The following is a 12,541-nucleotide window of genomic DNA, read 5'->3' on the forward strand; positions in this document are numbered from 1 at the left end:
ATGTCCCCCACATCACCCCAGCAAACGCTGAAAGACGTATTTGGTTTTGACGACTTTCGCGGCGGCCAGCAGGCGGTGGTGTCAAGGGTGTTGGATGGCCACTCCACGGCGGCGATTTTCGCCACCGGTGCGGGAAAGTCGCTTTGTTACCAGCTCCCGGCGCTGCATCTGCCACATCTAACCCTGGTGGTGTCGCCGCTGCTGGCGCTGATGCAGGATCAGCTCTCTTTTCTAACCCGCCATGGTGTTGCCGCTGCCAGCATTGATTCCACTCAAGACCGCGAAACGACGCGCGATGTCATGGATCGCGCCAAAAGCGGTGAGCTGAAAATCCTGATGATCTCGGTGGAGCGGCTTAAGAACGAGCGCTTTCGCCACTTTCTGCGCCAAGTGAAGATCTCGCTGCTGGTGGTCGATGAAGCCCACTGTCTTTCCGAGTGGGGGCATAACTTTCGCCCTGATTATTTGAAGCTGCCGGATTACCAGCGCGATTTTGCCATTCCCCAGGTGCTGCTGCTTACCGCCACTGCGACACCCACGGTGATTGCCGATATGAGCGAGAAGTTTGCTATCGCGCCAGAGAACGTCATCACCACCGGCTTTTACCGCCCCAATCTCGAACTGCTGGTGGCACCCGCTATGGAGGATCGTCAGCAGCAGTTGATTGAGTGGCTAAAACCGCAGATGCAGCCGGGCAGCGAAGCGCCGACGATTATATACGTCACCCTGCAACAAACCGCCGAGCGAGTTGCTAAAGCGCTGGCGGCCCAGGGGATAGCTGCCCAGGCCTACCACGCGGGGTTGGATTCAATCCGACGGGATGAGATTCAGCGCCAGTTTATGGGCGGTGAGTCTCACTGCATCGTGGCCACTATTGCCTTTGGCATGGGCATCGATAAGGGCGATATTCGTAACGTGGTGCACTTTGACCTGCCCAAATCCATTGAGAACTACAGTCAGGAAATTGGCCGGGCAGGGCGCGACGGCCAGCCTTCCACCTGTCTAACCATGGCCGGGCGGGATGGCCTGCGGGTGCTGGAAAACTTCGTTTATGGCGACACCCCCGAGTACGCGGGCATCCACCGCCTGTTGGAAGAGATCGCTGCGGCGGGCCAAGCGCGGGATCGCCAGTGGGAGGTGCTGCTCAATACGCTTTCCCGGGATACCAATATCCGCCCGCTGCCGCTGAAAACACTGCTGGTGCGGCTGGAAATGCACGGTATTATTGCCCCGCGCTTCGCATTTCTAGCCGAGTACCGGCTGCGCTACCATCTTGAGCCAGACCAATTAGTTAGCCGCTTTGAAGGCGAGCGGGCGGCCTTTTTGCGGCTTTTAGTCGATAATATTCCTATTGCACGCACCTGGGGCACGGTGGATTTTGACCGTTTACATCAGGCGGGGCAGGTGCAGCAGATCGACGCCTCCCGCGCTCGCGTCATTACCGCCCTTGAGTACTTTCAAGATAAGGGCTGGCTGACCCTGGAAGGCAAGCGAATGACCGATGTCTACGAGATCTGTCAGCCGAAGTTTTCCATAGAGATGCTGGCGAACCAGCTGTATGAAGACTGCCTCAATCGCGAACGTATCGAAATTGAGCGGCTGCAGGCCATGCTGGCGCTGTTTGAGTCGGAGAGCTGTCTGACACGACGGCTGGCCGTGCATTTTGGTGATAGCACTTTTGATGCGCTACCTGATAGTGAACAGGGGCGATGCGGACACTGCTCGGTTTGTTATGGTCGCCCCGTGCGGCTGCCTGATGCGCCGCCTCAGCCCGCATTAAGCGATTCGGACTTTCAGCGTTACGCCACGCCGCTAATTGAGCGACACACCGAACAGTTCGGCCAGCCGCCCAATGCCCAGCGGCTGGCGCACTTTCTGTGTGGCTTGACCATGCCGGTGTTTACCCCGCTCAAAGCTCGCAGCCTGAACGGCTTCGCGATCTTTGAACAGCGTGCCTACCGGGAAGTGCGCGCGTGGGCAGAAGCGATGCTGGGTCAATAAATAAAGGTCGATTAAAGCCCGAACGGTAACCCCAGCCAGTACCAAATAAAGAATAGGCTGCTCCAGCCTGCCAACACGGCAAGGGAGTACGGCATGGCGATGGTAAGCATATGGCCAAGGGTAAATGACTTGTTATAAAGGTGAATGACCGCGAGCACTAACGGTAGATACGGGTTGATGGGTGAAATTACGTTCGTCGATGAATCGGCTATCCGGTAAGCCGCTTGGATGGCTTCTGGCTCAAGGCCCAACAGCATCAGCATGGGTAGAAAAATCGGCGCCATCAGCGCCCACTGCGCTGAGCCGCTGTAAAGAAATAGGTTCACGACGGCGGCCAGTAGAATAAAGCACACTAAAGCCAGCGCCGTAGGCATATTGATTTGCAGCAGTAGGTCAGCGCCATTCACTGCGCTGACAATCGCCAAGTTTGACCAGTTAAAGATGGCAATAAACTGCGCCACCATAAAGACGATAACAATAAACCCACACATATCGCGCATCGCTTCTTCCATTAAGCGTGGAACATCGCTGGATTGTTTGATCCTACCAACGGAAACGCCATACACAATGCCGCACAGGCTAAAAAACAGCACGATGATGGGCACCAAACCACTCATAAAAGGCGAAGGTAACAGACCCCCTTCAGCGCTGCGTAGCCCGGAACCCGCTGGCAAGATCAGCAGTAGGATGGCCGCGATATAGGCCAGTGCCGCTATGCCGGTGTAGCGCAGCGCACGCCGTTCCGTGTCGGTTAACTGTACGCCGTGGCTTTTGTCTTCATCATCACTCTGATCCTGAAAACGCGCCAGCATGGGCTCGACATACTTGTCGTTCATGACGGTGATAATCAGGGTAATTAACGGCACTGAGGCACACATAAAGAACCAGTTGGCCACCACGCTGACTTCGTGGCCAGGGCGAACGCTCTGAACGACTTCCGTCGAGATACCGGATAGCAGAAGATCGGTGCCTGCAATAAAGAAATTGGCGCTAAAACCGGCAAAAACGGCGATAAAGGCCACCATAATGCCGGCAATCGGGTTTCGGCCAACGGTTTTAAACATGATGGCGGCCAAAGGGGGAATCAGGAAAACTGCCGCATCAGAAACCAGGTTGCCGATGATCGAGGTAATGACCACCGCCGGGGTAATAAAGCGCGGCGCCACATTACTCAACATGCGTCGGATGGTGGCATCGGCGAGGCCGGTTTTCTGAATCAGCCCCAGCGCTAATACCATCACCAGTACCAGCCCTAGCGGGCGGAAACTGGTGAAGTTAGTGACTGCCCCGGTCACCATAAATCTTAGCCCATCCCAGCTAAGCAGCGAACGAACCTGAACGAGCTCGTCGGTGGCAGGGTGGCGCACAGGCTCGACCCACACGCTCATCAATGTCGACAGACCTAGTGTGACGACAAAAAGTATAAAAAACATAATAAAAGGGTGGGGCAGTGCATCGGCGATTCGCGCAATCCGATGCATTAATCCGGTGTTGCCACCGGACGTTGAGAGTTTGTTCGCTTCCATGTTGTTCTCCGCTTTATATCTGGAAGTGCTGTTTCTTGAAGTATGCTTTCTTGAACTGCGCTTTCTTGAAATACTTAGTGAGAGGGGAGTTCACGCTTTATTAGCTGAACAAAATAAGAAGCGCCCACCGGGATAATGTTGTCGTTAAAGTCATAGCTGGGGTTATGAACACTCACGCCACCGGTTTCGCCTTCAACACCATTACCCAGAAACACATAGCAACCCGGAACGGCCTGCAGCATGAAGGAGAAGTCTTCGCTACCAGAAATCGGTAAGCAGTCAGGGTTGACCTTTGCATCGCCGACGACTGCGCGGGCAACATCAGTGGCGAGTTGGGTGGCTTGCGGGTCGTTGACCGTGGCCGGGTAGCTACCGGGGTGAATGGTGAGCGTTGCGGTGGCGTCGTAGGCTTGCGCAGTACTGGCAACCAGTTGTTCCAGTCGTTGAATTGCACGCTCCCGTACTGCGTCGTTAAAAGAGCGAATGCAGCCCCGCATGGTGGCGGTATCGGGAATGACGTTGAAGGTGCCCGAGCCGGCATGCAGATCGGTAAAGGACAGCACGGCGGAATCGAGCGGTGCCGTATTGCGGCTAACGATAGATTGCGCGCCGCTGATAATCGAGCTCACGATCAGCATGGGGTCAACGGCATGCTGCGGCATTGCCGCATGGCCTCCTTTACCGTGAACGTCAATGGTGAAGCGGTCTGAACTGGCTAGCAGGGGGCCTTCGCGAAGGAAGAATTCCCCTTGAGGAATGCCTGGCATATTGTGGATGCCGTAAACGCGGTCACAGGGGAAGCGTTCAAACAAACCATCATCGATCATCGCCTTAGCGCCGGCTAAGCCCTCTTCAGCGGGCTGAAAAATAAAGTGGACGGTGCCGGCAAAGTCGCGATGTTTGGCCAGATACCATGCGGCGGCTAGCAGCATGGTGGTGTGACCGTCGTGGCCGCAGCCGTGCATTTTGCCTTGGTTAAGAGACGCATGAGCGAACTGATTGTTTTCCGTCATGGCGAGGGCATCCATATCGGCGCGCAGCCCGATGGTACGAGCGGCGGGCGTTTTGCCGCGCAGTACGCCGACGACCCCGGTTTTAGCGATGCCGGTATGAACCTCGTCAAACCCCCACTCTGTGAGCTTATCCGCTACTAACTTGGCGGTACGCTGCTCTTCAAAGCCCAGTTCCGGGTGCTGGTGAATATCCTGTCGCCAAGCAGTGAACTGTGCGTTATTGCCCGCAATTTCATCGATCATAGATAGCCCTTTAGATTGAAGCGGCAGTATTTAAGCTATAGCTAAATATTATGCTTGGAGTGTTGGGAAGAATTCTCCTAGCTATCTTTCACTGTATACTGGCTTTTTTAGTCAGATATATTGATTTTTGCTTATCGAAGGATGACCAAATGTTATGGCTTATAGGGGATTTACCGACAGCCAGATAGAAGCCTTCATGTGGATTATGAAAACCAGCAGTGCTACGGAAGCCGCCAGTAAGATGCTGATTTCACAACCAGCGATTAGCCGTTTGATAAAACAGCTGGAGGCGAGGCTCGGGTTTGATCTGTTCGAACGTCACAATAATCGGCTGTTGCCGACCCGGCGCGGCACGCTGTTTTATGACGAGGTGGAGAGGGTTTATATTGGCTTACAGCATTTGCGTCAGTTTGCCGAACGACTAAAAGAGAGAGCGGCAGGCCAATTGAGAGTGGTCAGCATGCCGTCTTTTGCCATGAGCCTGGTGCCAGATGCCGCTACGCTGCTTGCGGAGCAGTTTCCCGACCTTGAGATTAGTCTCTACTCCTACCGATCCAGCCAGATAGTAGAAGAAATGGCGGCCCAACGCTTCGATTTTGCCATTACCGCCGATCCCAAACTCGATCCGCGTTATCGGAGTTTTCAGTACTCTCTGCCCGGCATGTGCCTTATTCCGCCAGGACATCCGCTGGCAGCTAAAGCACTTATCGACATTGAGGATTTCGCCAATGAAACATTAATTTGTGGAGAGCCCAATGAGCAAAGCCGTAACCGGATCACACAAAGCCTGACGAGACATGCCGTTTCGCCCAAAAAAATATGGACAGTCTCGCTGGGGGAAATGGCGATTCGACTAGTGGCGAACGGTGCCGGGCTTGCGGTGTTAAACGCCGTATCGGCCTGTGATGCAAAGCGGGGGGGCGTGGTGGTTCGCCCGCTCGCATTTGATATTCGTTATGACTTTCAAATTATTTTGCCGCTGGAAAAAGATCTTGAACCCGCCATTAACAACATCAATGCTGAGCTGATCGCGTTAGTCGAGCAAAAAATATTCGAAAGCCTCAAAATAGTTGGCTAGCAACTGACCTTTACCCAGCTCGAGACGCGCCTGCCAGACAGACATGGCGCCCCCGGGGGGCGCCCTGTGTACCCTAGTGGTGTAGTGGCTCAAGGGAGTGCCGCTGAGCTTAACTTTAAGTGCAACAACTCCGCAGCACTTTTGCCCGCCACTGCACCTAGCACCACAGCGCTCAGCAGGCCATTGCCAGAAAGATAGCCGCTATCGTTGGAGCCTGAAACACCGCGGGCGGCACCGCCTGCGGCAAACAGGTTAGGCAGCGCCTGCCCCTGAGTATTGAGTACCCGCGCGGCGCTATTAACCTCTAAACCGCCCTGGGTATGAAACAGCGCGCCGGTGACACGAATGGCGTAGTAGGGTGGTTTGAGTAGATTAGCGGGGTCAAAACGTCGACCAAAGGTATCTACCGTTTGCTGTTTGGCATGCTGCTGCATCTCCGCAAAGGTGGCCTGCAGCGCTGTTGGCGGCAGGTTCAAACCAGCGGCCATCTCTTCAAGGCTGGCAAAGCTGCGCACCGCGCCGCTCTCCTGGGCATTACGGTAATCCTCAAAGGTCTGGGCGGATTCATGAAGGCGGGCGTCATAAAGGTTCCAGGCGACCTGCTCAGGCTGGGCAAGCACTTTGGCCGCCTGTTCGGAGTAGCCGCCGTGCTCGTTGGAGAAGCGCTCGCCGTTTAGATTGACCTGAATGCCGCCCTGCATCATCAGTGCCCAGCTAATCAGAATCTGGTGAGGTGTCGCCAGCGACCCGTGGCCCTGGCAGGCGCCCAGATCTTTGGTGCTAGCGCCCATGGCCTGCCCCCACAGCAGCGCATCGCCCTGGTTGCCTTCATGGCCATAGTAGAGCGCGTGTTTGAGCGTGGGTAGATAGCGATCAACCAGCTCAGCGTTACCGCCATAGCCGTTGCAGGCCAGAATCAGCGCGTCACAGCCAATGCTTTCGCGGCTGCCGTTCGGGCGCTCAAGGGTTATACCCCGCACTCGCTGAGTATCATCAACGTGTAAATCCACTACTCGCGCATGGGTTAATATATCAACCCCTGCGGCTTCGGCAGCGTTGAGCAGCGCGCCCATCAGCTCTTCACCGGTGCGCCGTGGCGTGGCATGCATGCGCAGGTGGCAGTGGCCGGGGTAGAGAAAGCCTTCCACTAACTCAAAGGGGACGCCGTGCTGATCGGCTAGCCACTCAATGGTGAGGCCGGACTGGCTGGCAAGTAACTCGACAATCGCCGGATCTGCCTCATAGCCGTTTTTCTTTTGAATATCTTCCGCCATGGCCTCGGCAGAGTCAGTGACGCCCAGCTCATGTTGAAAGCGTGTATTAGCGGCGGGAATAAAGCCCGACGACATCGCCGTGCTGCCACGGGGCAGGGCGTCGCGCTCTAAAACAGCAAGCTCAACGCCCGCTTCCTGGGCGGCTAACGCCGCTACCAGGCCGCAGGCCCCTGCGCCGATAATCAGCAGCGGAAGGTGGGCATCAAAGCCGTCGTGTGTGTAGGGAAGTATCGCCATTACGCCTGCTCCGCAGCATGGTGGAAAGCATCCAAAATCTCACCCGCCGGGGCCTGCCACACTTCCGGATGTCCGTTGATATGGGCCAGCACTTCTTCTAAGCAGGCAATGCGATGGGGCTGGCCCACCAGCCAAGGGTGGAGGTTTAAGGCGAATAAACGACCGCCCTGCTCGCGAGACTCTTCCAACAGAAAATCGAAAGCGTCTTTCACCTGGGTCACCCAGGAATCTTCCGAGTGCAGGTTCTGGCTCATCACAAACTGGTCTTCGATCTCAGTGGCCAGCGGCATCATGGTCAAACTGCCTGTCTTGGTTTCACAAGAGTAAGGCATATCGTCGTTCACCCAGTCGGCGCAGTATTCAATGCCGTTGTCTGCCAGCAGGTCAGGGGTGTTGAAGCTTTGGTGCTTGGCGGGGCTGAGCCAGCCACGTATGGGTTGGCCGGTGACGCGGCGCAGAGTGTCCACAGAGCGTTTGACCAGTTCGGCCTCCTCTTCAATGGGCTGGCCGCCGTAGTGCAGGTGATCCATGTTCCAGCCGTGGGCGATAAATTCACCGCCGTGTTCTTTCAAGCGCTGCACCAGATAGGGCGTCTGCTCCGCCAACTGCGCGTTGATGGCAAAAGTGGGGGTGATGTTGTTCGCCGCCAGTGCTTTGAGTACCCGATAGATGCCAACCCGGTTACCGTAATCCCGCAGCGAGAAATGGCGTAGATCGGGGTAGGGCATGGTCATGCCGTTAGGTACTTTAAATGGCTTGCCGCGCTGGTTTAGCGGGTAGAACTGCAGCGAAATATTGACCCACACCGCCAGGGTTTTGCCTTCGGGCCAGGTGACCGGCGCGCGTTCGCTCAGCATCGACCATGCATAGCGCTTATGGTCGTAGCCGTGGCGGCGGTAAGGGTAGTCGAGATAGTCGTCGTTAAGCGCCATAGCGTTACCCCTGTTTGCCTGCAGTGGTGGCTTGGGCCGCCATACTGTCGAGGGCGGCATCGTAATAGTTGGCCAAGTAGTAATCAGCAATCTCGCGCCCGGTGGCGACCCATACATCCGGGTGGCCGGTGATGTACTCCAGCGCCTCTTCAAATGCCTTGATACGGTGCGGGCAGCTCACCTGATAGTTGTGGGTGGGAATGCACATCACCGTGCCAGACTCCGCGCCCTCGGCATATAGGCGGTCAAAGTGGCGCTTGAGCATGGTGGCGTATTGGCGTGGCTCTACTTTGTTCACCGCGTAGACGATGGTGTCGTTCATCTCCAGCGAGTAGGGCATGGAGATAAATCGCTTACCGGAGCGAACGCTGATCGGCGTCGGCTGGTCATCGTGGAATAGGTCGCAGGTATACAGCCCGCCTTTCTCGCCGAATAGCTCTTCGCCCACTTCGGCAAATAGATCCAGGGTGCGCTCAGAGTGGGAAAGCGCAGGGGCCAGGTAACCCGCACAGGCCTGGTCGGTATGGCGGTGAATGGTTTCCATGCTGTCGCGGATCATCGCCCGCTCCTGGGCTTCGCTCAGGCCGTAGGTGTAGCGTGTGTTGTAGATGCCGTGGCTAAAGAACTCCCAGTCACGCTCGCGGCACATCTGGATAATCTCAGGGTGGTGCTCGCACAGCGCCACCGACAGTGACACCGAGCCGCGAATGCCGTATTTATCCAGCAGGGACATCTGGCGCTGGTGGCCAACCCGGTTACCGTAGTCTCGAATGCTGTAGCCGGGTACCGAAGGGTGCGGATGCGGCCAAGGGTTACGTTGCGGGTTCAGCGGTGGGTCGAGTTCGTAATACTCGATATTGGGGGCTACCCAGAAGGCCACCTTAGCGCCTCCTGGCCACTCGATTTTAGGGCGTTGGTCGTAGGCCCAGTAGTCGTAAACGCCTAGTGACTCTTTCATAACCGGCTCCTTTGAAACTTGGTAGGCCTTAGGCGTTGCCACTCAGCCATTCGAGTACATTGGCAACCGGCAAAACGTCGGCATACTTGAGATGCAGGTCGGTCAGGTTGGCGTAGTGGTAGCTTTCGTGTTTATCCGCGACGCACTCGATGGGCACGATGGTGCGGTAGCCCCGGGAAAGGCTCTCCACGGCGGTGGCGCGAATGCAGCCAGAGGTAGAGCCGCCGGTAATAATGACCGTATCGACCTGATGCCATACCAGCAGTGACTGCAGCGGCGTTTCAAAAAATGCCGAGGGCATGCGCTTGGTGTAGATCACGTCGCGGCTGCGGTCGATCTCGCAGCGCTCGTCGAACTCGGCCCGCTCAGAGCCATACTTAATGTTTTGCAGCGAATCAGGCGTATCGGTACGCGTACCCCAAACACCTGCGTCTTCGGCGGAGTCTAGAAAAGCGACGTGAGTCCAGACCACCGGCCAACCTTTCTCCCGAAAACCGCGTGCCAGCTGGTTGGTGTACTCCAACTGCTTGGGGTCGGTTTCGTAGGCGGTTTTGAAGAGATCGGTGCGGGTGTAGGCCTTTTGCGGATCGACGTTAACCAGCACCGCTTTGTTGCCAAAACCAAACGGCACCCGCTGAGGGTTAGCCATGACATCGTTAAAAATCTCTTTCGCCGTTTTGTCAGTGGTCTGCATCGTCGTCTCCTGAATAGTTATTTATTCGCACTTATAAATAATGGGCATGGTTTGGTGAGCGAGGGCTAGCGATTGTCGTACTGCTCGCCAAGCTCCAGCATCGCCTGGGTGCCTAAATAGTCGTTAAGCTGTTTGAAATCGAGCATCTGGTCGCGGAAGGCGTCGGTAGTGCCGTCCCGTTTTAGCGTGGCAAAGAAACGGCTGGCCATATGGGTAATCGCCCGCACCAGTGCGCCGGGAAAAATCACCAGCGAGAAGCCTAACTCTTCCAGGGCCTGGGCGTTCTGAAGCGGTGTGTCGCCGCCTTCGACCATATTGGCCATGATCGGCACCTTGCCTTTGAACTGGGTCATGATCTTGCGGATGTCTTCGTCACTACGGATACCTTCGATAAACAGCATATCCACGCCAGCTTCATAATAGGCTTGGGCGCGCTCAATGGCGCTGTCGGTGCCTTCCACGCCCAGCGCATCGGTGCGGCCAATAATAAGCGTGCTGTCATTTTCTCGGGCGTCCAGTGCGGCGTGCAATTTACCGACCATTTCGCTTTTGGAGACCAGGGTTTTGCCGCGCAGGTGGCCGCAGCGCTTGGGGTAAGTTTGGTCTTCAAGCTGAATAGCGTTGGCGCCAGCGCGCTCCAGCAGGCGCACGCTGCGCATCACGTTCATGGCGTTGCCAAAGCCGGTATCGCAATCCACGACCACGGATAAGTTGGTGCGCTCACGAATATGCGACATGGCAGTGCAAATTTCGGTAATGCTAAGCAGGCCAATATCCGGCCGCCCCAATTGGGTATAGGCCAGGCTGGCGCCGGAAAGGTAGACCGTATCGAAGCCCGCTTGCTCGGCAAGGGACGCGCCAAGGGCGTCAAACACGCCAGGGGCGACCACAATGGAGCTGTCTTGCAACTGCTGTTTAAGTTGGGCGGGCTGGCCTGTAGCGTGCTGTTGGCGTGTCATAGCTATCTCGTCATTGTAAGGTAAGCGAAAAGTAGGGTAGGCGTTAGCTGCTTGTTCTCGCGGCTAGCGCCAAGTCATTCCAAACGTCCTGGCGGGTAATCAAGCCATCGGTTAATTCAAAGCGGTCGATAAAGCGCACGCCGGTGGATGTGCTCCCATCCAGCCACTCCACTGCCAGCTCGCCATGGCAGACCACCACGCTGTGGGTAGTGGAAGTGCCTTGTTTTGGATGACTGCAGAGATCGACGGCGTAAAAGGTTTTGCTCACCCGGCGGTAGCGGGTTTTGGCCCACTCAACGACTTCGCTTAATCGCTGCATAGGTGCAGCGCCAGGGAACTGCATCACCACGTTAACCGCCAGGTTGCGCTCTGCGCAGGCCAGGTCGCGGGCCTCCATGGCGCTTAGAAAAGCGCGCACCTGCTTTACACTGCGGCTGTCTGGGTCAGTCATCTCTGCGTTAGGCATTTCGACTCTCTTGCAACTAGCTGCTCACGTGAGGCCACATCGTTAGCGATACGAAACAGCGCTGGTTCTGTGATAATGGCTTTCAAGCAGCAGTAATTGTGTTATTGATTAGCTGTCGATATGTATTATATGTAATACATTTTTATGTCTATTATTATCCCTACGTCAAGCCCGACATAAATTTTTTGAACAACATCCTGAGGAGAGGCGTGGATGAGTGAGGCACAATCCTCTGCGGTGGGCGGCACCAAATCCCACCGTATTTACCTGTTACTGAAAGATGCAATCTTGAGCGGGCGGCTGCCTGCGGGCAGTAAATTGCCCGGCGAAAATAAACTGGCGGAGCAGCATGGGGTGTCGCGAGTCACCGTTCGGCGTGCCATGGAAGCGCTGCAAGCGACGGGCATGGTAGCGCGTAAAGCTGGCGTGGGTACGGTGGTGCTGGAGCAGCCGTTGGATGCCACGGTGATGACCGCCAGCGTCTCAAACCTCATGCCCAATATGGTCAAGATGAGCCAAGCCTCCCAGGTGCGGCTGCTGGAGTTTGCCTATGTGCTGCCACCGGAAATGATTCGCGAGCGGTTAGGCATGGGGCCGAGTGGGAAGGTGCAGCGCTCGGTGCGGGTGCGTATGGTCGACGACAAGCCGTTTTCCCATTTGGTAACCCATGTGCCTGAATCGATTGCCCTGCACTACAACGAGATGGATTTAGCCAATACACCGCTATTTGTGCTGCTGGAGCGCAGCGGCGTGAAAGTTGATCACGCCTCCCAATCGATTTCCGCCACTCTGGCCAGCCACGAAGTGGCGGAAGCGCTGGATGTGGCCGTGGGTTCCCCGCTGATTTCACTGACCCGCGTGGTGTTTGATGAGCAGGGTCGAGGTGTCGAACATTTGGATGCGCTCTACCGTCCTGACCGCTATCGTTTCCAGATTGATCTAGAGCGAAACGGCGATGATGACTCCCGCTACTGGGAGCCGAAGGTAGGCGGAATGCCTGCCGGGGGGAAGGCTGAGTAGGGTCATTGGGGTGTTTTTTAATGTATTAAATTTAATACAGATTTAAAATTACAAAAAATACATTTGACCTGTGTTGTGAAATTGCGCTAGTTGTATTGGGTGAGAACGATAAGTCTAACGAAGGCCGAGGCAACGAGCGA

11 protein-coding genes are annotated in these 12,541 nt (G+C 56.0%); 3 read left to right on the forward strand and 8 right to left on the reverse strand.

Features of this window, described 5'->3' with window-relative positions; translation table 11 throughout:
• Positions 1-2,001 carry a RecQ family ATP-dependent DNA helicase gene (locus tag SR894_RS02365; RefSeq protein WP_133730904.1) on the forward strand — a complete coding sequence of 667 codons (2,001 nt, stop codon included), beginning with the start codon at positions 1-3 and terminating at the stop codon, positions 1,999-2,001.
• An 11-nt stretch (positions 2,002-2,012) separates the two neighbouring features.
• On the opposite strand, the gene SR894_RS02370 is transcribed toward SR894_RS02365, so the two are convergent.
• Together SR894_RS02370 and SR894_RS02375 are read right to left on the reverse strand one after the other, a co-directional pair.
• The gene (locus SR894_RS02370) at positions 2,013-3,527 is read right to left on the reverse strand and encodes an AbgT family transporter (protein WP_133730903.1); all 1,515 of its coding nucleotides are present in this window, start codon (positions 3,525-3,527) and stop codon (positions 2,013-2,015) included.
• Between the two features lie 74 nt (positions 3,528-3,601).
• The gene (locus tag SR894_RS02375; RefSeq protein ID WP_133730902.1) at positions 3,602-4,783 is read right to left on the reverse strand and encodes a M20 aminoacylase family protein; all 1,182 of its coding nucleotides are present in this window, start codon (positions 4,781-4,783) and stop codon (positions 3,602-3,604) included.
• A gap of 154 nt (positions 4,784-4,937) precedes the next feature.
• On the opposite strand from SR894_RS02375, the gene SR894_RS02380 reads away from it, so the two are divergent.
• Positions 4,938-5,861 carry a LysR substrate-binding domain-containing protein gene (locus tag SR894_RS02380; protein WP_133730901.1) on the forward strand — a complete coding sequence of 308 codons (924 nt, stop codon included), beginning with the start codon at positions 4,938-4,940 and terminating at the stop codon, positions 5,859-5,861.
• Positions 5,862-5,950: 89 nt separating this feature from the next.
• Here SR894_RS02380 and SR894_RS02385 read toward each other — a convergent pair whose 3' ends face one another.
• The 6 genes from SR894_RS02385 to SR894_RS02410 all read right to left on the reverse strand — a co-directional run bounded on the left by SR894_RS02385 (position 5,951) and on the right by SR894_RS02410 (position 11,381).
• Positions 5,951-7,372, reverse strand: coding sequence for an FAD-dependent oxidoreductase (locus SR894_RS02385; protein ID WP_133730900.1), 1,422 nt, complete (start codon positions 7,370-7,372; stop codon positions 5,951-5,953).
• Entirely contained in the window at positions 7,372-8,304 is a 933-nt protein-coding gene (locus SR894_RS02390) for a polysaccharide deacetylase family protein (RefSeq protein WP_133730899.1), read from the reverse strand. Before SR894_RS02390 ends, SR894_RS02385 begins: the two co-directional genes overlap by 1 nt.
• Before the next feature lie 4 nt (positions 8,305-8,308).
• Positions 8,309-9,262 (reverse strand): polysaccharide deacetylase family protein, encoded by a 954-nt coding sequence (locus tag SR894_RS02395; protein WP_133730898.1) that lies wholly within the window; start codon positions 9,260-9,262, stop codon positions 8,309-8,311.
• A gap of 28 nt (positions 9,263-9,290) precedes the next feature.
• Positions 9,291-9,956 (reverse strand): isochorismatase family protein, encoded by a 666-nt coding sequence (locus SR894_RS02400; protein ID WP_223287971.1) that lies wholly within the window; start codon positions 9,954-9,956, stop codon positions 9,291-9,293.
• A 65-nt stretch (positions 9,957-10,021) separates the two neighbouring features.
• On the reverse strand, positions 10,022-10,915 hold the full coding sequence (locus SR894_RS02405; RefSeq protein ID WP_133730896.1) for an isocitrate lyase/PEP mutase family protein: 894 nt from the start codon (positions 10,913-10,915) through the stop codon (positions 10,022-10,024).
• 43 nt (positions 10,916-10,958) lie between these two features.
• A complete protein-coding gene (locus tag SR894_RS02410) occupies positions 10,959-11,381 on the reverse strand; it encodes a nuclear transport factor 2 family protein (RefSeq protein ID WP_244286506.1) in 423 nt (140 codons plus the stop codon).
• Between the two features lie 213 nt (positions 11,382-11,594).
• On the opposite strand from SR894_RS02410, the gene SR894_RS02415 reads away from it, so the two are divergent.
• Positions 11,595-12,401: a GntR family transcriptional regulator gene (locus tag SR894_RS02415; RefSeq protein ID WP_133730895.1), complete on the forward strand. Its 807-nt coding sequence runs from the start codon at positions 11,595-11,597 to the stop codon at positions 12,399-12,401.
• Positions 12,402-12,541 lie beyond the last annotated feature (140 nt).

The organism is Vreelandella neptunia (assembly GCF_034479615.1).
Taxonomy (GTDB): Bacteria; Pseudomonadota; Gammaproteobacteria; order Pseudomonadales; family Halomonadaceae; genus Vreelandella; species Vreelandella neptunia.

Excerpts from the sequence above, each read along its gene's own strand:
- SR894_RS02405 (WP_133730896.1), bottom strand. The coding sequence starts at position 10,915 with ATGACACGCCAACAGCACGCTACAGGCCAGCCCGCCCAACTTAAACAG.
- SR894_RS02375 (WP_133730902.1), bottom strand. The coding sequence starts at position 4,783 with ATGATCGATGAAATTGCGGGCAATAACGCACAGTTCACTGCTTGGCGA.
- SR894_RS02410 (WP_244286506.1), bottom strand. The coding sequence starts at position 11,381 with ATGCCTAACGCAGAGATGACTGACCCAGACAGCCGCAGTGTAAAGCAG.
- SR894_RS02380 (WP_133730901.1), top strand. The coding sequence starts at position 4,938 with ATGGCTTATAGGGGATTTACCGACAGCCAGATAGAAGCCTTCATGTGG.
- SR894_RS02395 (WP_133730898.1), bottom strand. The coding sequence starts at position 9,262 with ATGAAAGAGTCACTAGGCGTTTACGACTACTGGGCCTACGACCAACGC.
- SR894_RS02390 (WP_133730899.1), bottom strand. The coding sequence starts at position 8,304 with ATGGCGCTTAACGACGACTATCTCGACTACCCTTACCGCCGCCACGGC.
- SR894_RS02370 (WP_133730903.1), bottom strand. The coding sequence starts at position 3,527 with ATGGAAGCGAACAAACTCTCAACGTCCGGTGGCAACACCGGATTAATG.
- SR894_RS02385 (WP_133730900.1), bottom strand. The coding sequence starts at position 7,372 with ATGGCGATACTTCCCTACACACACGACGGCTTTGATGCCCACCTTCCG.
- SR894_RS02415 (WP_133730895.1), top strand. The coding sequence starts at position 11,595 with ATGAGTGAGGCACAATCCTCTGCGGTGGGCGGCACCAAATCCCACCGT.
- SR894_RS02400 (WP_223287971.1), bottom strand. The coding sequence starts at position 9,956 with ATGCAGACCACTGACAAAACGGCGAAAGAGATTTTTAACGATGTCATG.
- SR894_RS02365 (WP_133730904.1), top strand. The coding sequence starts at position 1 with ATGTCCCCCACATCACCCCAGCAAACGCTGAAAGACGTATTTGGTTTT.